Source organism: Blastococcus saxobsidens (assembly GCF_002938435.1).
GTDB classification, from domain to species: domain Bacteria; phylum Actinomycetota; class Actinomycetes; order Mycobacteriales; family Geodermatophilaceae; genus Blastococcus; species Blastococcus saxobsidens.
The window spans coordinates 13,940-32,078 of sequence record NZ_POQT01000006.1; the positions used below are offsets into that span (position 1 = coordinate 13,940).

The 18,139-nt window shown below is 74.3% G+C and carries 21 protein-coding genes; 11 read left to right on the forward strand and 10 right to left on the reverse strand.

Annotated elements, in window-relative coordinates:
* Positions 1-63: 63 nt before the first annotated feature.
* On the reverse strand, positions 64-768 hold the full coding sequence (locus C5507_RS05150; RefSeq protein ID WP_242611020.1) for a M50 family metallopeptidase: 705 nt from the start codon (positions 766-768) through the stop codon (positions 64-66).
* 125 nt (positions 769-893) lie between these two features.
* Between C5507_RS05150 and C5507_RS05155 the strand changes: the two genes are divergently transcribed.
* Positions 894-1,490 carry an antibiotic biosynthesis monooxygenase gene (locus C5507_RS05155; protein ID WP_104527468.1) on the forward strand — a complete coding sequence of 199 codons (597 nt, stop codon included), beginning with the start codon at positions 894-896 and terminating at the stop codon, positions 1,488-1,490.
* An 82-nt stretch (positions 1,491-1,572) separates the two neighbouring features.
* Positions 1,573-1,815: a dihydrodipicolinate synthase family protein gene (locus tag C5507_RS05160; RefSeq protein WP_104527469.1), complete on the forward strand. Its 243-nt coding sequence runs from the start codon at positions 1,573-1,575 to the stop codon at positions 1,813-1,815.
* A 6-nt stretch (positions 1,816-1,821) separates the two neighbouring features.
* On the opposite strand, the gene C5507_RS05165 is transcribed toward C5507_RS05160, so the two are convergent.
* Both C5507_RS05165 and C5507_RS05170 read right to left on the reverse strand, forming a co-directional pair.
* Positions 1,822-2,007 carry a hypothetical protein gene (locus C5507_RS05165; RefSeq protein ID WP_104527470.1) on the reverse strand — a complete coding sequence of 62 codons (186 nt, stop codon included), beginning with the start codon at positions 2,005-2,007 and terminating at the stop codon, positions 1,822-1,824.
* A gap of 258 nt (positions 2,008-2,265) precedes the next feature.
* Positions 2,266-2,856 carry a hypothetical protein gene (locus C5507_RS05170; protein ID WP_104527471.1) on the reverse strand — a complete coding sequence of 197 codons (591 nt, stop codon included), beginning with the start codon at positions 2,854-2,856 and terminating at the stop codon, positions 2,266-2,268.
* Between the two features lie 559 nt (positions 2,857-3,415).
* On the opposite strand from C5507_RS05170, the gene C5507_RS05175 reads away from it, so the two are divergent.
* Complete coding sequence (locus tag C5507_RS05175) at positions 3,416-3,652, forward strand: hypothetical protein (RefSeq protein WP_104527472.1); 237 nt, start codon at positions 3,416-3,418, stop codon at positions 3,650-3,652.
* Between the two features lie 13 nt (positions 3,653-3,665).
* Here C5507_RS05175 and C5507_RS05180 read toward each other — a convergent pair whose 3' ends face one another.
* A complete protein-coding gene (locus C5507_RS05180; protein ID WP_242611021.1) occupies positions 3,666-4,073 on the reverse strand; it encodes a hypothetical protein in 408 nt (135 codons plus the stop codon).
* Positions 4,074-4,213: 140 nt separating this feature from the next.
* Here C5507_RS05180 and C5507_RS05185 point away from each other — a divergent pair, with 140 nt between their 5' ends.
* From C5507_RS05185 to C5507_RS05205, 5 genes are all read left to right on the forward strand, one after another.
* A complete protein-coding gene (locus C5507_RS05185) occupies positions 4,214-4,990 on the forward strand; it encodes a glycerophosphodiester phosphodiesterase family protein (RefSeq protein WP_207225695.1) in 777 nt (258 codons plus the stop codon).
* Positions 4,975-5,877: a lysophospholipid acyltransferase family protein gene (locus C5507_RS05190; protein WP_242611022.1), complete on the forward strand. Its 903-nt coding sequence runs from the start codon at positions 4,975-4,977 to the stop codon at positions 5,875-5,877. The genes C5507_RS05185 and C5507_RS05190 overlap by 16 nt, the downstream gene beginning before the upstream one ends.
* Positions 5,878-5,929: 52 nt before the next feature.
* Positions 5,930-7,285 carry an MFS transporter gene (locus C5507_RS05195; protein ID WP_104527609.1) on the forward strand — a complete coding sequence of 452 codons (1,356 nt, stop codon included), beginning with the start codon at positions 5,930-5,932 and terminating at the stop codon, positions 7,283-7,285.
* Positions 7,282-8,034, forward strand: coding sequence for a thymidine kinase (locus C5507_RS05200; RefSeq protein WP_104527474.1), 753 nt, complete (start codon positions 7,282-7,284; stop codon positions 8,032-8,034). Before C5507_RS05195 ends, C5507_RS05200 begins: the two co-directional genes overlap by 4 nt.
* A gap of 201 nt (positions 8,035-8,235) precedes the next feature.
* A complete protein-coding gene (locus C5507_RS05205) occupies positions 8,236-8,580 on the forward strand; it encodes an RNA polymerase-binding protein RbpA (protein ID WP_104527475.1) in 345 nt (114 codons plus the stop codon).
* 65 nt (positions 8,581-8,645) lie between these two features.
* Here C5507_RS05205 and C5507_RS05210 read toward each other — a convergent pair whose 3' ends face one another.
* From C5507_RS05210 to C5507_RS05225, 4 genes are all read right to left on the reverse strand, one after another.
* The gene (locus C5507_RS05210; RefSeq protein ID WP_104527476.1) at positions 8,646-9,149 is read right to left on the reverse strand and encodes an FxsA family protein; all 504 of its coding nucleotides are present in this window, start codon (positions 9,147-9,149) and stop codon (positions 8,646-8,648) included.
* A 61-nt stretch (positions 9,150-9,210) separates the two neighbouring features.
* Positions 9,211-9,984, reverse strand: coding sequence for a polyprenol monophosphomannose synthase (locus C5507_RS05215; RefSeq protein WP_104527477.1), 774 nt, complete (start codon positions 9,982-9,984; stop codon positions 9,211-9,213).
* Positions 9,981-11,606, reverse strand: a complete 1,626-nt coding sequence (lnt, locus tag C5507_RS05220; protein WP_242611023.1) for an apolipoprotein N-acyltransferase — start codon at positions 11,604-11,606, stop codon at positions 9,981-9,983. Before lnt ends, C5507_RS05215 begins: the two co-directional genes overlap by 4 nt.
* A 532-nt stretch (positions 11,607-12,138) precedes the next feature.
* Positions 12,139-13,653 carry an amidohydrolase gene (locus tag C5507_RS05225; protein ID WP_104527479.1) on the reverse strand — a complete coding sequence of 505 codons (1,515 nt, stop codon included), beginning with the start codon at positions 13,651-13,653 and terminating at the stop codon, positions 12,139-12,141.
* Between the two features lie 177 nt (positions 13,654-13,830).
* Here C5507_RS05225 and C5507_RS05230 point away from each other — a divergent pair, with 177 nt between their 5' ends.
* Entirely contained in the window at positions 13,831-14,391 is a 561-nt protein-coding gene (locus C5507_RS05230) for a dihydrofolate reductase family protein (RefSeq protein ID WP_104527480.1), read from the forward strand.
* Between the two features lie 38 nt (positions 14,392-14,429).
* Complete coding sequence (locus tag C5507_RS05235) at positions 14,430-14,954, forward strand: GNAT family N-acetyltransferase (protein WP_104527481.1); 525 nt, start codon at positions 14,430-14,432, stop codon at positions 14,952-14,954.
* 18 nt (positions 14,955-14,972) lie between these two features.
* On the opposite strand, the gene C5507_RS05240 is transcribed toward C5507_RS05235, so the two are convergent.
* Together C5507_RS05240 and C5507_RS05245 are read right to left on the reverse strand one after the other, a co-directional pair.
* On the reverse strand, positions 14,973-15,833 hold the full coding sequence (locus C5507_RS05240) for a lysophospholipid acyltransferase family protein (protein ID WP_104527482.1): 861 nt from the start codon (positions 15,831-15,833) through the stop codon (positions 14,973-14,975).
* A 73-nt stretch (positions 15,834-15,906) separates the two neighbouring features.
* Entirely contained in the window at positions 15,907-17,058 is a 1,152-nt protein-coding gene (locus C5507_RS05245; protein WP_104527483.1) for a carboxylate-amine ligase, read from the reverse strand.
* A 219-nt stretch (positions 17,059-17,277) separates the two neighbouring features.
* On the opposite strand from C5507_RS05245, the gene C5507_RS05250 reads away from it, so the two are divergent.
* Entirely contained in the window at positions 17,278-18,132 is an 855-nt protein-coding gene (locus C5507_RS05250) for a hypothetical protein (protein ID WP_104527484.1), read from the forward strand.
* The last annotated feature ends 7 nt before the right edge of the window (positions 18,133-18,139 follow it).

Sequence of the window (18,139 nt, forward strand, 5' to 3'; positions counted from 1 at the left end):
GCACCGCCCCTCTGCACCGTGATCGACCGTTATCCCCAACAACGAACCGACTTTCGCCGGGGTTCAGCCGAGCAGCCACCTCGCGCCCAGACCCAGGGCAGCAACGTCGACGACCAGGAAGACGCCCACCCAGAAGAGGGCGGGGAAGGGCGTGAGCCGGGCCAGCTGGTCGGCGTCGGAGTCGGTGCCCCCACGTCGGCGCCGGGCTGTCTGCAGCTCGAGCACGGCACGGGGCGCGGCCAGCAGCAGGAACCAGGTGGCGAGAGCGGCGAACGCCGCCTGCCCGGCCGGGGGAAGCCACCAGGTGGCGGCGAACACGATGCCGCCGGTGACCAGCACCGACCACAGCCCGTACCAGTTCCGGATCTGCACGAGGAGCAGCGCGAGCAGGACCAGCAGGGCCCAGAGCAACCCGATGGCGTGACCGGCCGACAGCAGGGCGGCGGCGCCCAGCCCGAAGAGGCCGGGGCCGATGTAGCCGGCGGCGCAGGTGAGGACCATGCCCAGGCCGGTCGGCCGGCCGGCGGAGACGGTCAGGCCGGAGGTGTCCGAGTGCAGCCGGATGCCCGACAGCCGCCGCCCGGCCGCGAGCGCGACCAGCCCGTGGGCGCCCTCGTGGGCGATGGTGACGACGTTGCGCGCCGGACGCCACAGCGTGGGGGAGAGGACCAGGACGGCCGCGGCCGCCGCGGTGCCCAGGAGCACCGTGGTCGAGAGGTCCGGCACCGTCGCCGTCACGCGCTCCCAGAACCGGGCGAGGGCCTCCACGCCCGGAGTCTCGCGCACCGACCTGGGCGCGGCGGGGGAGCGGCGGGGTGTCGGCGCCGGAGGGAGGCCGGACTCACACCGCCGCGGGTGACACCTCGATCGGCCGGAGGCCTGATATTGGAGGCATGACGACGTCCGCACCTCTCATCCGGGACGACCTCCCGGTGACGGTGTCCTTCACGCGCCGCGCCGACCCGGCGCACGCCCGGGAGATGACGGCGTGGATCCGCGCCGGTCTCAGCATGGCCGAGAGCTTCCCCGGCTTCCTCGGGGGCGGCTGGGTCCGCTCCCGTCGCGACGCCGACGAGTGGCACATGCTCGCCCGCTTCGCCGACCAGCCGACGCTGGCGGCCTGGGAGGCCTCCTCCGAGCGGCAGTGGTGGCTGCGTTCGGCCCAGGGGCTGGCGGAGGTGACCCGCACCGAGCGGCGCACCGGCATCGAGGGCTGGTTCGACTCCCCGGTGGCCGAGGAGGTCAGCGCCGTCCCGGCCGCAACCGCCCCGCCGAGGTGGAAGCAGGCCGTCACGATCTGGCTGGTCTTCTTCCCGGTGAACCTGCTGGCCACGGTCACCCTGGGTGCGGCGCTGGCGGACCTGCACGTGGTGCTGCGGGTCCTCGCCGTCACCGTGGTGCTCACGCCGGTGATGACCTACCTGCTGCTGCCGTGGATCACCGCGCGCCTGCAGTGGTGGCTGCAGGGCCGGCGGTGGCGCGACCGGTAGGGGGCGACGCCGGGGGACGGTGCGGCGCGTCACCTCGATCGGGGCACGGCCAGGTCGGTCGCGGTGAGGATCGGGGGCGAGCATGACGGGCTTGCACGGCGTCTACCTGCCCGCGCAGGACGTGCGCCGTGCGCGCGGGGCATGGCGGACGGTGGCGCCGATGATCCCGCTGCTCTTCGCCGAGTCCAACCCGATGCCGCTGAAGTACTGCCTCTTGCGGCTCGGGCTGCTCCGCTCACCCGAGTGCCGGTTGCCGCTCACCCAGGTGTCGGCCGGCGTGGCGCGGACCCTCGACGCCGTCGTCGCCGGTCTGGCCCGGCCCTGACGGCTGCTAGTTCCCGGGCTTGACGGCCTTGCCGCGCTCCTTGTCCGCCTCGTCGGCCTGGTACGCGCCCGGCACGACGCCGGCGCCGTCGCCGCCGGGCGTGGCCGGCTTGTCGATCAGGTTTTCCGGCCCGGGCGACGGCGTGCCGCCCGGCTCCTGCTTCTCGTCGGTGTCGGGCCGCTGCTCCGTCATGGCTCCTCCTGGCAGATGGGACTTCTGGACAGCCGCTACCCGTGCGCCACGGGTGGAACCGGGGAACGGGTCACAGCTGCTGCGTCAGGTTCCCCGCGTTGCCGTCGGGGTCTCAGACGTGCGCGACGCGCTGCCCGCAGGGCATGTCGTTCGACGGCCCGGGAGAGCGGCCGCACGGTGCCGGGCACGGAGACCTCCGGGGGAGCAGGGCGAGGTGTACACGGGGAGGGAACCGGCACGGGCGGCGGAAGTGAGCGGTCAGCCCGTGCGGGTGAACAGCCACCGGGCGAAGGCGGCGTCCTGGTAGAGCTCGGTGCGCCACCGGACCGACAGCCGGAAGGAGCCCGGGGGGACGACGAGCAGCGGGCTCGCGTCGGTGGCGGTGTCGTCGTCCAGCTGGTCGGAGTCCGGCGTCGGGCCGGGGGACTCCGGCAGCAGGAAGGCGCCGTCGTCACCGGTGCCGTCCAGTGCCGCGCTGACGAAAGCCAGCCGCCCGCTGGGCACCGGGACCACGTCACCGCCCTGGTCGTCCGTGGCCGGGAAGGCCAGCGCGGCGTCCAGCGTGCCGCGGTAGTCCTCGGCGTCGACCTGGACGACGGCGACGCTGCCGTCGTCGGCGCGGAAGACCTCCAGCCAACCCTCGTCGCCGATCTCGGGGTCGGTGAGCACGAGGCCGGCGGTGCCGGGGCCCACCGCGACGGCGGTGAGCTCGTAGGTCAGCTGCGGTACCAGCGCCTCGTAGGCCTGCCCGGACATGCCGTGCCAGGACGGGAGGAGGTCTGCATCGAGGGCGAGGAACGGCTCGCCGTTGGTCCAGCAGCGACCCACGTAGGTCCACGCGACTGTCATGCGGTCATCCTGCAGGTCACGGGAACTGGGCGACGCCAGGCGACCGGTGCCGGCGTGATCCGAGGAGGGCACCGACGTAGCGCTCGTCCAGACGAGTTGACATAACGTTGATTATCGGCGTCGTGGTCAGGCTTCGGGAAGGGGGTCATGATCTCGGGCTTCTGCGCGCCCCCCGGTCCGGCATCGTCGCGTGGACAGCCGGTGCAGTCCGAGTCGCGTAGCCGTCGTCGTCGACCGCGCCGGGCACCCGCCCACCCGCCCGCTCCCGGCTCTCCGTCGCCCCAGCGGCGTGGCTCGGCACGATCCGGGTCGCCCGACGACTCTCAGGGTCCCCGTCTCACTCCCCCGCATGTCGATCTTGATCCTTGATGATCTTGATAGCGACGTACGTGCAGGACCGGATGTGCACCCGTCGAGCGCCGTTCGGCCGACAGGCGGCGCCAGGGACCCTCCTCCCCCTGTCTCGCTACACCCGTGCACTTACGTAACAGTGACGTAAGTGCACGGGTGTAGCGGGCTTCGACGGGCGGTTGGCAGCCGGTGTTCGTAGGGTCGAGCCATGCAGATCCGACGACCGCTTGCCGCGCTGTTCGCCGCTCTTGCGCTCTTCGGAGGGGGCGCCACGATGACTGCGTGCCAAGCTGCAGGACAGGACCAGAACGACGGGTCGACCGACGACAGCGAGAACACCGGCGGGAGCGACCCGGGCAGCGAGGACCAGGGGAACCTGCCGGACAACAGCAACCCGGAGCAGGACCAGGACGACCTGGACGACGACACGACCGACCCGGACTGACCGGAGGAGCTCGTCAGCTCGAGCGCTCGGTGACCCACAGGCGGTCGAGCCGACCGGTGGAGCGCACCAGATCGGCCAGCGAGCGCTCGAGCTCGGCCTTGGTCGGGCGCTCGCCGAGCATGGTCTGCACGTCCTCCAGTGCGCAGCGCAACTGGAACAGCCGGTCCTGCAACCCGTCGAGATCGGCGCGGGACACCAGCACCACGTCACCGGGCAGGCCGGCCTTCTGGGTGGCCGCACGCTGCTCGTAGGCCCGCTGGCGGCAGGCCTGACCGCAGTACAGCCGGGGCCGACCGACCGAGCCCTGCTCGGGCAGCACCCGCCGGCACCACCCGCAGCGCCGCTGCTCGCCGCTCCCCCGGCTGGGGAGGGGCGGGACGGGGAGGGACGTCGTGCTGCCGGACGCGTGCTGCTGTGCCACGCCTCGGGACGGTAGACGCCGGTGCTGACAGCCGGGGGTGACACGCCACAACGGGCCGGCGGAACCACGACGCCTGGGGTCCTGCACCACCCGCACCGGGGCCTCGAAGGCGCGGGCGGGGCTCCCACTAGCGTGAACACGTGGTTCCCGCGCGGTTCGCCTACCTCGACGCACCGACGCCACTGGCCATGGCCCACCGCGGCGGGGCGATCGAGCACCTGGAGAACACCATGCCGGCCTTCCAGGCCTGCGTGGAGATGGGCTACCGGTACCTGGAGACCGACGTCCAGGTGACCGCGGACGGCGTCCTGGTGGCGTTCCACGACCCGACGCTGGAGCGGGTCACCTCGCAGCCCGGCCGCATCGACGCCCTGAGATGGGCGCAGATCAGCGAGGCGCGGATCGGCGGCCGGGAACCGGTGGTGCGGCTGGAGGACCTCCTGGCCGCCTGGCCGGACGTCCGGTTCAACCTCGACATCAAGGCCGCCGGTGTGCTCGCCCCCCTGGTCCGCCTCGTACGGCGGATGCAGGTGGCCGACCGCATCTGCCTCGGCTCCTTCTCCGACGCGCGGATCGCCGCGGCCCGGCGGCTGTTCGGGCCGTCGGTGTGCACGTCGCTGGGGCCCCGCGGGGTCGCCGCGCTGCGGCTGTCCTCCTACTCCCCCCGGGCGGCGGGCCTGGTTCGCATCCAGGCCGGCTGCGCGCAGGTGCCGCTGCAGCTCGGCGGGCGCGCTCTGGTCGACGAGCGGTTCCTGGCGGCGGCGCACGCGCGGGGCCTGCAGGTGCACGTGTGGACGGTGGACGACCCGGTCGAGGCCGAGGCCATGCTCGACCTCGGGGTGGACGGGATCATGACCGACCGGCCGGCCATGATCCGCGAGCTGCTGGAGAAGCGCGGCCAGTGGGCGGGGCGGTGAGCCTCGGCGGGCGGCTGCGCAGCTGGCACCCGCGCACGCCGCCCCTGCCGCAGGACCTCGCCGACCTGGTCCGGCCCGACGACCCGGAGTGGTTCGCCCGGGAGCTGGCGATCGCGGTGGCGCCACCGTGGTGGCTGTGGCGGCTGCTGCTGCGCCGCTTCTCCTGGCTGGTGAGCATCTTCGGCCGGGTGGAGGTCACCGGCAGCATCCCCGAGGAGCTCCGCCGGGGGCCGCTGCTGCTGGCGGCCAACCACATCGGTGACTTCGACCCGTTCGTCGTCGCCGTCGCCCTCGCCCGGCTGGGCGTCATGCCGCGCATCATGGCGACGGGCGGGATCATGTCCGCCCCCGTGGCCGGCCCGCTGCTGGAGCGCACCGGCGCCATCCGCGTGGAGCGGGGCACCGAGCTCGCGCGGCACGCCGTCCGGGTCACCGAGGTGGCGCTGGTGCACGGTGGGCACGTCGTCGCGTACCCGGAGGGGCGGGTCGGGCTGGCGCCGGACTTCTGGCCCGAGCGGGGGCGCACCGGCATGGCCCGGTTGGCCCTGGGTCTGCGCGTGCCGGTCATCCCGGTCAGCCAGTGGGGCGCCCACGAGGTGCTGCAGTACGGCAACGACTGGGGCAAGCTCCGCACGCTGGTGCGCGCGGTCGTCCGGCGGCCGGTGCTGCGGGTGCACGTCGGCCCGCCGGTCCACTTCGACGACCTGCAGATGGGCCGGGTGGGTGACGCCAACCGCGCCCGCGTCCGTATCGCCGCAGCCCTCACCCGCGGGCTGCGGCCCTTGCGCGTCGGCGAGCTGGACGCGCCGGCGTTCGCCGACCCCACCCGCCCGACCACCGCCGTCGCCGCCTTCCCGGGCGGGGTCGTACCGGAGGACATCCCGTGACCGAACCGCTCCGGTGCTGGACCGGCCGCCGCCGGACTGGGAATCTGCCGCGGTGACCACAGCCCCACCCGCCGCCGACCCGTCGGTGCCGCCGGCCGACCGCGCGCTCCGGCGCGAGCGCTTCGGCTGGTATTCCTACGACTGGGCGATGTCGGTCTTCAACACCTCGGTGACGACCGTCTTCCTGGGCCCGTACCTGACCGCCATCGCCCGGGACGCCGCCGGGCCGGACGAGCGGCTGTCGTTCCTCGGTCTGTCCATCGCGGCCGGCAGCTGGTTCTCCTACGTGCTCTCGGCGTCGGTGGTCCTGCAGGTGCTCGTGCTGCCGCTCACCGGCGCCGTGGCCGACCGCACCGGGCGCAAGCGGGAGATGCTGCTCGGCTTCGCCCTCCTCGGTGCGCTCGCGACGACGTTGCTGTTCTTCGCCGGGGACGGCCGTTGGCTGATGGCGGCACTCCTCTTCGTCCTCGCCAACATCAGCTTCGGCGCGGCCACCGTCGTCTACTACTCGTGGCTGCCCGACCTGGCCGGCCCCGACGACCGGGACAAGGTCTCCAGCCGGGGTTGGGCCTTCGGCTACGTCGGCGGTGCGCTGCTGCTCGCCGTCCACCTCGGCCTGGTGATCGCCGCCGAGGACCTGGGGCTGACCACCGGCGAGGCCGTCCGGATCTGCCTGGCCACCGCCGGCCTGTGGTGGGGTGCGTTCACCCTCTTCTCGGTGTCCCGGCTGCGCAACCGCCCGGTCGCGGCCTCGGCGATGCGGTCCGGCAGCAGCTTCCGGCAGCTGGCCACCACGTTCCGGGAGATGCGGGCCTTCCCGCTGACCCTGTGGTTCCTCGGCGCGTACCTGCTGTTCAACGACGGCGTGCAGACCGTCATCTCGCTGTCGGCCACGTACGCGACCGAGGAGCTGGACCTGGCGCAGGACGTGCTCACCGGCGCGATCCTGATGGTGCAGGTGGTGGCCATCTTCGGCGCGCTGGGGCTCGGTCGCATGGCCGGGCGCTACGGGGCCAAGCGCGTGGTCCTCGGCGCGCTGGTGGCGTGGATCGGCGTGCTGTTCGCGGCGTTCTTCCTGCAGACCGGGGCGGTCGCGCAGTTCTACGCCCTCGCCGCGGTCATCGGTCTCGTGCAGGGCGGCACCCAGGCTCTGTCCCGGTCGCTGTTCAGCCAGCTGATCCCGGCGGGCAAGGAGGCCGAGTACTACGGCTTCTACGAGATCAGCGACCGCGGCACCAGCTGGCTGGGCCCGCTCGCCTTCGGCCTCACGTACCAGCTCACCGGGTCCTACCGGCTCGCGATCGTCAGCCTGGTGATCTTCTTCGTGGGTGGCTTCGTCGCGCTGGCCGCCCTCCCGATGCGCCGCGCCGTCCTCGCGGCCGGCAACACCCCACCGGAGCGCCTGTGAGCACGGCCGACACCGGCCTCCAGACCCCTCCGCCGCTCCCCGCACCGCACGTGGTGCCCGCATCGGGTGACCGGCGCCGGCACCCCGCCCCGGCGCACCTGCGGTTCTTCCACGGGCCGATGGACTGCGGGAAGTCGACGCTGGCGCTGCAGGTCGACCACAACCAGAGCCGGCAGGGCCGCCACGGCCTGCTGGTCACCCAGGGGGACCGCTCGGCCGTACCTCAGGTCAGCTCCCGGGTGGGGCTGTGCCGGTCGGCGACCGAGATCGACGGCGGCACGGACCTGCGGCTGCTGGTCCGCGACCGCTGGGCCGAGGGGCACCGGGTGGACTACCTGATCGTCGACGAGGCCCAGTTCCTCTCCCCCGGGCAGGTCGACCAGCTGGCCGAGCTGGTCGACGAGTCGCACGTCGACGTCTACGCCTTCGGGCTCACCACCGACTTCCGCGCCCGGCTGTTCCCCGGCACGCAGCGCCTGCTCGAGGTGGCCGATGACGTGCAGCGGATCCAGGTCGAGGTGCTCTGCTGGTGCGGCCTGCCCGGGCTGCTCAACGCCCGCGTGGTGGACGGGGTGATGGTGCACTCCGGGGAGACCGTCGTCGTGGCCGACACCGCGCCGGCGGAGCTGCCCGGCGAGCCCTCCGGCTCCTCCCCCGCCGTCCGCTACCAGGTGCTCTGCCGACGGCACCACATGCGCGGCGAACTCGGCCCGACGGCGGCCGGACCCGGGCAGCTGGCACTCCCCTGAGCCCGGGCTTCACCCCTGCGGGGGGCGCCCAGGGGCCGCCGGAGCCCGTTATCTGACCCCATGCGATGATGAGCAGCCGATTCGGCGGAATCTCTCCGCCTTTTTGGTCGTTCATCTCTCTGACTCCCCGGTTTCGTGGGTATGCCCTGCGGCGATCGGACGTCGAGTCCAGACCGACACAAGACGAGAGGACGGTGTGCCATGGGTGAGCGTTCCTTGCGCGGCAGCCGACTGGGCAGCGTCAGCTACGAGACCGAGCGGAACACCGCTCCGATCGAGCGGCAGTACGCGGAGTACCGGTGCGCTTCCGGCCACCTGTTCACGGTTCCGTTCGCGGATGACGCCGAGCTCCCCGACACGTGGGAGTGCAAGTTCGACGGCTCTGCCGCCAAGCTCGTCGGGGGGGCCGAGCCGGCCCCCAAGAAGGTGAAGCCGCCGCGGACCCACTGGGACATGCTCCTCGAGCGTCGCAGCGTCGAGGACCTGGAAGAGGTCCTGGCGGAGCGCCTCGAGGTGCTGCGCGGCCGGCGTACCCGCGCCAGCTGACGCACTGACGACGGAACGGCCCCGGTGGATCTCACCGGGGCCGTTCTGCGTCCGCGCGCGGTCGGTCAGGGGCGCCGGTGCGGATCCCCCAGGACCTCGCCCTCGATCACCGGTCGGCGCTGCCCCGCGTCGTGCTCGCCGGGCACCTGCGCGGTCCGCACGCTCTGCACGCGCACCGTCCCGCGCATGCGGTCGGGCAGCCGCGACAGGACCAGCCGGCCCAGCGCCCGGCGGACCAGGCCGCGCGTGCCGGGCAGCAGGCACAGCAGGCCGACGACGTCGCCGAGAAAGCCGGGCAGCACCATCAGGAGGCCGCCGGCGGCGACGAGGCCCGCGTTCCCCAGCTCGACGGACGGCGACCGGCGGGTCCGGGCACGCTCGCGCAGGTCCGTCAGCGCCCGCGTCCCCTGCCTGGCGAGCAGCACGACGCCCAGGGCACTGGTGGCCAGGGTCGCCAGCACCGTGGCGCCCACGCCGATCCAGGTGGCCACGAGCACGAACACGGCCACTTCGGCGAGGGTGGTCAGCCCGACCACCAGTCGCAGCCGCCGGCGCACCAGGTCAGCCACGTCGGTCTCTCCTCACGGTCGTTCCGCCTCTCCGTCGCGGGGCCGGGTGTGGGGGTCCCGGTCAGCGACGGGTGTCGCCGTCCGGGCCCGGGACGGGAGGGGTCACCCTCCCGGGCAGCCAGCCGGCCAGCCGGTCCTGCACGCCCCACACGGTCACCCGTGCCCATGCCTCTCCAACGATCGAACTGCTCATCTTGCTCCGGCCGTACGCCCGTTCGGTGAAGGTGATGGGCACCTCGGTGACCCGGGCCCCGGCCCGCAGGGCGCGCCAGGCCCAGTCGACCTGGAAGCAGTAGCCCTCGCTGGCCACCTCGTCGAAGGGCAGCCGGTCGATCAGCTCGGCACGGGCGGCCCGGAACCCGCCGGTGGCGTCCTGCAGCGGCAGGCGCAGCGCCCAGCGGGTGTACCTGTTGCCCACGCGGGAGAGCAGCAGACGATGAGCCGGCCAGTCCTCGACGCGGCCACCCTCGACGTACCGGGAGCCCAGCACGAGGTCGGCGTCCTGCAGCGCTGTCAGGAGCCGGGGCAGCTGCTCGGGCGGGTGCGAGCCGTCGGCGTCCATCTCGACGAGCACGTCGTAGCCGCGTTCGCGGGCCCAGCAGAAGCCGGCGACGTAGGCGCGGCCGAGACCGGCCTTTGCCGCGCGGTGCAGCACGTGCACGCGCGGGTCGGCCGCGGCCAGCCGGTCGGCGATGGCGCCGGTGCCGTCGGGTGACCCGTCGTCCACCACGAGGGCGTGCGCGGTGGGCACGCTGTCGTGCAGCCGCTGGAGGATCCGCTCGACGTTCTCGGCCTCGTTGTAGGTGGGGACGATGACCAGCACGCGGTCGCTCACGCGGCGGTCCCCGCCCGGCGCCGGGCACGGTCCCGCCGGACGACCACCAGCACCGCACCGAGTCCGAGCGCGGTCAGCACCCACTCCGGGCCCGAGCCCACCCGGGAGGCGAGCGTCCGGTCGTCCCGCTGTGCGATCTCCTCCACGAAGACGTCGGGGGTGAAGAGCTCGGAGGAGCGCACGACGGTGCCGTCGGGCGCGACGATGGCGGAGATGCCGCTCGTGGCCGCGATGGCGACGGTGCGGCCGTGCTCGACCGCGCGCACGCGGCTCATGGCCAGCTGCTGCTCGCTCTCGTCGGTGTAGCCGAAGGTCGCGTTGTTCGTCTGGACCACGAGCATCCCGGCGTCCGCGACGTCGCGGACGAGGCCGTCGTAGACGACCTCGAAGCAGATCAGGTCGCCCAGCCGGACGCCGCCGACGTCGAGCAGGCCGACCTCGTCGCCGGCGGCGAAGTCGCGGCGGACGAGGTCCACCTGCTCGCTGAAGAGCCGGAAGAACGACCGGTAGGGGATGTACTCGCCGAAGGGCACGGGGTGGCGCTTGACGTAGGTGTCCCCCGGTCCGTCCCGGGGGTCCCAGACGATCGCGGTGTTGCTGACGTACCGGCCCGGCCCGTCGACCACCGCGCCCACGAGGACCGGGACGCCGATGGTCGCCGCCGCCCGGTCGATCTGCCGCGCGGCGTCGGCGTTGGTGTACGGGTCGATGTCGGAGCTGTTCTCCGGCCAGATCACCAGGTCCGGTTGCGGCTGCTCCCCCGCCGCCACCGCTGCGGCGAGCTCGAGGGTCCGCTGCACGTGGTTGTCCAGGACGGCCCGGCGCTGGGCGTTGAAGTCCAGTCCAGCGCGGGGCACGTCCCCCTGGATGACGGCGACGGTGGACGTCGGTCCGCCCTGGGTCAGCGACGGCCCCGGCAGCGGCAGCCAGGCCACGGCTCCCACCAGGGGCACGGCGACCGCGGCGGCCAGGCTACCTGCGGCCGCCCGCAGCGCCCCTCCCCTGCCGGCGCGGAGCACGGCCAGGACGACCGCGGCCAGCAGGGTGCCGGTGAGGGCGACGGCGAAGCCCAGCAGCGGCACCCCGCCGTACGCGGCGAGCGACAGCAGCGGCCCGTCGGTCTGGCTCAGGCCGAGGCGACCCCACGGGAAGCCGCCGAAGGGGGCCCGGCCGCGGAGGGCCTCCTGGGCCACCCACAGCGCCGCCGTCCACACCGGCCAGGCGGGCAGCCGGGTGACGAGGGCGCTGACGCCGCCGAGCAGCGCGAGGTACAGCGCCTGCACGACGGCCAGGGCCAGCCACGGGAACGAGCCGACGTAGATGCCGGTCCAGGAGAGCAGCGGGACGAAGAACGCCAGGCCCATCACCAGGCCGAGCCACAGGCCCGAGCGGACGCCCCGGCCGTGCACCGCGAGGGCCAGGGCCATGGGGCCGAGGACGGCGAGCGGGACGAGGGCGGCGCCGGGGAAGGCGAGCATCATGCCCAGCCCACCGACGGCGGCCAGCAGGGTGCGCCACGGCAGGGTGCGGGCGGCCCGGGGGGTGCCGGGCTCCGGCGTGGCACCGGGTGGCGCCGGGGGTGGCAAGGTGCCCGTCGCCGGCCCGCCAATGCCTGCAGGCACGCGCTTCCTCCTGATGCTGCCGCGCCCGGACGGGGCGGATCCTCCCCGCACCGTTCGGGCGGGGTCCGGACCGCGGTGGTGCGCGGTCCCGACCCAGCATCCCATTCCGGCCCGGATGACGGACGCGTGTACGCCGACGCCCCCGGACGGACCCCTGACCGGAGAGCGCCGGTGGGTGCACCACGGGGGCAGCGCGCCTTCGGGCCGGACGGCCGCTCGCTGGCTGCGAGCGGCGCGACCGTTGTCTGATGGCGCGGGTCCACGCGGGCTCCACCGGGAGGCCCGCCACGCACTCCCCCGGCGGCCCGCCGCTCCTCCTCGGCCCGGTGCGGCGACGGCGGCCCCGGGCCGCTCGGCGCCGGCCAGGAGGACCGGACGCGCCCGCCCGGGAAGCACCAGCGGTGCGACCGGTCAGGAACTCCAGGGACTGTAAGAAGTGTGCACCGGCGGAATCGAGACCTTCGGGGGCTGAGAGTCGGAGTGTGACCAGATCGTTACCCTCTGGCGTCCGGAGCGGGCGCCGAGGCGCCGGTCAGGGCCGTTTCCCCAACGGGACCCCGTCCACGACCAGCCGCCGGCACGCGGGGCGGGCACGGTCAGCCAGGACCGTGGACAGCCCGTCGGTCGTGGCCCACAGCGCCAGGTCGGCCGGCGCTCCCACGGCGAGCGGGCCGGCCGGGTGCTCCGCGCGCACGGCCGACCAGCCGCCGTGGGTGGCGGCGTCGAACGCGTCGAACGGTCGGAGGCCCGAGCCGGGCGTGCGGTGGTCGACCGCGGCGTGCACGCCTCCCCAGGGGTCGAGCGGCGTGACGGGGGCGTCGCTGCCGAGGGCGAGGGTGACGTCGCCGTCGGCCAGGTCGGCGAAGGGGTTCGTGGCGAGGGCCCGCGTCGTGCCCAGTCGTTCGGCGTACATGCCGGCGTCCCCGCCCCAAGCCGCGTCGAACCCGGGCTGGACGCTGGCCACCATCCCCCAGGCGCGCATCCGGGCGATGACGTCGTCGGACACCATCTCCAGGTGCTCCAGCCGGTGCCGGCAGGACCGGACGGCGGCCACCCCCAGCTCGGCGACGACGGTGCCCACCGCGTCGAGCACCTGGTCCACAGCGGCGTCGCCGATGCAGTGGAAGCCGGCCTGGATGCCGGCGGCCGTGCAGTCCCGGACGTGGGCCACGAGAGAGGACGTCTCGAAGCGCAGCGCCCCCGACGTCTCGGGCCGGTCGCTGTAGGGAGCGCTCAGCGCGGCGGTGTGCGACCCCAGGGCGCCGTCGCAGAACAGGTCTCCCCCGGCGCCGGCCAGGCCGAGCTCGCGCACCAGGTCCAGCCCGCCGCGCTCGGACAGCTCGCCCCAGTAGCCCAGCACCCGCGGGCCCGGGCTGCCGTCGCCCAGTGCCAGGACCTCCCGCAGGTCCTCTGCCGACGACACCTCCGGCCCCGCCATCTCGTGCAGGCTCCCGATGCCCAGCGCCACCGCCGCGGCCCTGGTCGCCTCCTGCGCCGCGTGCCGCTGCACGGCGTCGACCGCGCCGTAGGCGGCTTTGCGGGCGGCGTGGTGCGCGTCCAGCCGCAGCCGGCCGTCCGCGGAGAAGCCGGGCAGCCCGCTGATCCCGGGGACGCGGTCCAGGAGCGCCGTGGAGACGGTGGCCGAGTGCACGTCCACGCGCGCCAGGTAGGCCGGGCGGTCGCCCACGGCCGCATCGAGGTCGTGCCTGGTGAGGCCGCGCTGCTCCGGCCAGCCGGTCTCGTCCCAGCCGGTGCCCAGGACGATCCCGCTGCGCGATCGGGCCACGTGCGCACGGACGCCGGCGATGGCATCGGCAACGCTGAGGCTCGAGTGGAGGTCGAGGCCGGTCAGCGCCAGCCCGGTCGCGGTCATGTGCACGTGGGCGTCGACGAAGGCCGGGGTGAGCAGCGCCCCCTCCCCCGCGATCACCCGCGGCGCGGAGGGAGCCTCGGCGGCGTCGCCGAGCCAGGCGATCCGGCCGCCGTCGACGAGGAGCGCCCGGCCGGGGCGGTCGCCGACGGTGACGTCGGTGACGAGCAGGCTCATGCCGGTCCGCCGGGTGCCGACAGTGCGACGTCCCCGATCAGCGTGGTCATCCCCAGCGTCCCTTCCCCGTCCGTCGCCGCCGGTCGGCGGTCCGCGCGAAGAAGATCATGGTGCCCATCCGGGGCGGGCGCCGACCGGGGTTCCCCGGTGGGGCGGGACGGTGCATCCTCGGCGGCCATGGGCCTCGTCGTCGTGCACATGGGGATCTCGATGGACGGCTTCATCGCCGGACCGGACGGCGAGATCGACTGGCACGTGGTCGACGGCGAACTGCACCAGCACATGAACGACGAGTTGCGCGGCGCCGCCGCCTTCTTCGAGGGTCGGGTCGTCTACGAGCTGATGGAGGGCTACTGGCCGACCGCGGACGACGACCCCGGCGCCACCGCCGTCGAGCGTGATTTCGCCGCCGTCTGGCGGGCCACACCCAAGGTGGTCTTCTCCCGCACCCTGCAGCGGGTGGGGCCGAACGCGGAGCTGGTGCGGGACGTCGTCCCCGAGGAGGTGCGGGCCCGGGTGGCGCGGCTGGACGGACCGGTGGTCGTGGGTGGTGCCGTCCTCGCCGCCGCGTTCGCCGAGCACGACCTGGTGGACGAGTACCGGCTCTACGTGCACCCGGTGCTGATCGGCCGCGGCCGGCCCATGTTCCCGCCGACGGACCGCCGCACCTCGCTGCGGCTGCTGGGGACGCGGGCCTTCGGCAACGGGGTCGTGCTGCTGCGCTACGGACGCGCCTGACCATGTTTGCCGTGCGGGCGCGGCGGTAGGCATCCGCGATGGCCGGGGACGTGCTGCTGTGCACCGAACGGCTGCGGCTGCGCGCCTGGACCACCTCTCCCGCCGACCTGGCACGTCTGGGCGATCTCTACGGTCGTGAGGAGGTCACCCGCTGGCTCGGTGGCCCGCCCACGGTGCCGGTGCCCGAGCTGGTGACCCGCTGGCAGGTGATCCACGAGACCGACGAGCGTTTCGGGTGCTGGGCGGTCGAGCGGCCGGACGGGGTGCCCGGCGGCACCCTGCTGCTCAAGCCGCTCCCCCACGGGGTCGGCGAGGTCGAGGTCGGCTGGCACCTCCACCCCGACTCGTGGGGGCACGGATACGCGACCGAGGCGGCCCGGGCGGTGATCGACCGCGCCTTCGGGCAGGGGCTGCCGGAGGTCTACGCCGTCGTCCGACCGGGCAACGAGCCGTCGATGGGCGTGTGCCGGCGGCTGGGCATGGCGCCGCTGGGCCGGATGTGCCGGTGGTACGGCGTCGAGCTGGAGGCCTTCCGGCTCATGGCGCCGGTGGTCGTCGACTGAGGCCGGCTGATCGACGCCTCAGCGGCGGCGGAGGCGGTCTCTCACCCGGGCCAGCGGCGACTTCTTCCGCTTCCGCACCTCCTGGCCGGCGGCGCGCACGGCGTCGGCGGTGGCGGCTTCGGCCGGGGTGGGCGCGGTGCCGCCGAGGTGGGCGGGCTGCCACCAGCGCTCGTCGTCGGTCGCCGGCTGGTCGGGGTAGGTGCGCTGCGCCTCGTCGAGCAGCGCCTCCATGGCCGCGCGGGTGCGCCGCAGCAGCACCTGGACCTTCTCCCCCGGCTCGGGGATGATCGACTCGCCGACGATGACGGTGACGGGGATGCCGCGGCGCAGCTCCACCTTGTGGTTCTTGGTGGCCACGCGGTGCCCGCCCCAGACCGCGGCCGGGAGGATCGGGACGCCGGCGTCGATGGCCATGCGCGCGGCGCCCGCCTTGAGGTCCTTCACCGTGAAGCTGGTGCTGATCGTCGCCTCGGGGAAGATGCCCACGATCTCGCCGTCCTTGAGCGCGCGGACGGCGGTCTCGAAGGCGGCCGTGCCGACCCTGCGGTCGACCGGGATGTGCCGCATGGCGCGCATGAACCGCCCGGAGAATCCGTGGTCGAACACCGCCTTCTTCGCCATGAAGCGCACCAGGCGGTGCTGCGGCAGCGCGGCCAGGCCCAGGAAGGTGAAGTCGAAGAAGCTGACGTGGTTGCTGCAGATGATCGCGCCGCCCGTGGGGGGCACGTGCTCCGAGCCGCGGACGTCGAACCGGAAGCGGAACAGCCGGAAGACGACGAGCGCGATCCGGATGATGATCCGGTAGGGCTTGTCCTTCGGGTCCGGCGAGGCGCCGTACAGACCCGGCCGGACCACGTCTTGCCAGCTCGCCGTGTACATGCGCGGAATCTAGCCGGTGCCCCAGGAGGCCGCCTTCCCGGTGCGTCACCCCGGGTGCCCGGACGTGCCGGGGTCAGACGGTGCGCTCGCCGTGGGTCACGGCGACGGCGGCGCGGACCACCGCCGTGAGCTCCCCGGTCTCCTGGTGCACGCGGCGCTGCAGGTCGGCGCCGGTACCCCGGGCGAGCAGTGCCGCCACGCCGTCGCCGACGAGCTGCTCGTCGCCGGCGTCAGCCAGCGCCGGACCGACGTGCTCGAGCAGGTCGCCGAGGACGTCGGCGGCCGGGGCGGGGCGACCGGTGCGCGGGTGGACGAGGTCGCCGCCGAGTCCGGACCGGCCGGCGCGCCAGGCGGCCAGCCGGAGCACCTCGGGCCGCATGTCCGGAACGGCGCCGCCGGCACGGGCGTCCCGTGCCGCCGTCTCCACCAGTCCGCGCACCAGTCCGGCGAGGGTGACGGCGTCCTCGACCCGCAGGACGACGTCGGCCGTGCGCACCTCGACGGTCGGCCACTTGGCCGACAGGCGGGCATCGAAATAGACCATGCCGGTGTCCAGGACCGTTCCGGTGGCCAGCACGTCGTCGACCAGCCGGTGGTAGTCCGCCGCACCGGCGAACGGGCCGTTCGGGCCGGCGGAGGGCCACCGGTGCCACACCTGCGAGCGGAAGCTGGCGTAGGCGGTGTCGTTGCCGCGCCAGAAGGGGCTGTTCGTGCTGATCGCCGTCAGCACGGGCAGCCAGATCCGGATCCGGTTGAGGACGTCCACGCCCTCGTCGTCGTCCTCGACCGACACGTGCACGTGGCAGCCGCAGGTGAGCACGTCGCGGGCGGTCTGCCCGAAGGCGGCCTCCAGGCGGGCGTACCGCTCCCCCGCGGTCGGGACGGGCTCGACGGCCACAGGCGAGGTGGCCAGGGCCGCGACGCGGGCTCCCACGGCGGCCGCCGCGGCATCGGCGCGGCCACGCCAGTGCCGCAGCTCCCGGCACACCTCGTCGAGGGTCGTGCAGACGGCGGTTCCGAGCTCCAGCTGCTGGGCCTTCAGCTCCGGCATCAGGTGGGCGGTGTCGGGAGTGCCGGCCTCTCCGCGCTCGGCGCGGTCGTGCTGCTGGACGTCCTCCCCCTCGCCCGCGCGTGCCGCGACGGCCAGGGCCTCCGGTCCCTTGGGCGCCGGGCGGCCGGTTCCGTCCACGACCAGCAGCTCTTCCTCGACACCCACGGTTCGCACGAACCCATCATCTGCAGCCGGCGCCGGGACAGCAGCGCCGGAGGGGGCCCGGCACCCCCATGGAGGGGTGCCGTCCGTCATGCCGCCGTCGGCACCCGAGCCCGCCCTGGGCCCCCGTCGTTGCCGCCCGGCGCCCGTAGGGTGCCGGTGACGTCGATCTCGGCAGGTGACCACAAGCAAAAGTCGCATTGTTGTTGGGGATAACGGTAGTATTCGGTCATGGCACGTGCCTGGCAGCAGCCGCTGCCCGACATGCCGGCCCCTCCTCCGTCTGCGGCCTGGGGCCGGATCGCACCGCCGTCCGGCTACGAACCGCAGTGGCGCCGGCTGGTCGACGCCGCGCTCGAGCTCGACCTCGGTCCCGACGACCTGGCGGCGGGCGGGTTGGACGCCGTGGCGCAGGCGCGCGAGTGGAAGCCCGCCACCGTGGCGCTGTACAGCAAGGTGGCCCGCTACGGGGGGCTCGCGCTGCCGTTGCCGGCGACACCGGAGCCGGATCCGGTCGCGCTCGACCTCCGCCCGCTCACCCTGGTGCGGGGCGAGGACCCGGAACACCTCCGGTCGGTCGCCTGGTGCGCCCTGGCGCTCGGCTGGCCGGCCCCGGTGGGCGTGTTCCGGTCGCTGCGCCGGGACCAGGTCCGGGTCACCTCCCGCCGGCTCCTCATCTCGACCGACGACGGCGAGTGGGCGGTGCCGGGCGCGCTGACGGCCTGGCACGCGTGGGAGGCCTGCCGGAACCGCTTCCCCGCCCTGGCCGCGAGCCCGTGGGTGCTGCCGGCGCTGCGCCGCGGCCCGGGCCTGGACTCCCGCATCGGCGGCCGGCTGTCGTCCCAGGCGCTGCAGGCGACGTTCACCAAGCATGCGCGCAGCACGGTGGGGCACCTGCGCGCCACCGTCACCCCCTCGCGCCGGGAGGCGGTGGAGCAGCTCGCGGTGGACTACCGCCGGCTGTCCTATGACACCTACCGGCGGCTGGCCCTGGCGGCCGGCGCTCCCCCGGTCACGGCCCGCGGGGTGGTGCGGGCTGCCCGCACGGTCTCCCGGTCCGCACGCGCCGGCCGCCTCGCCGGCTGACGGAGCA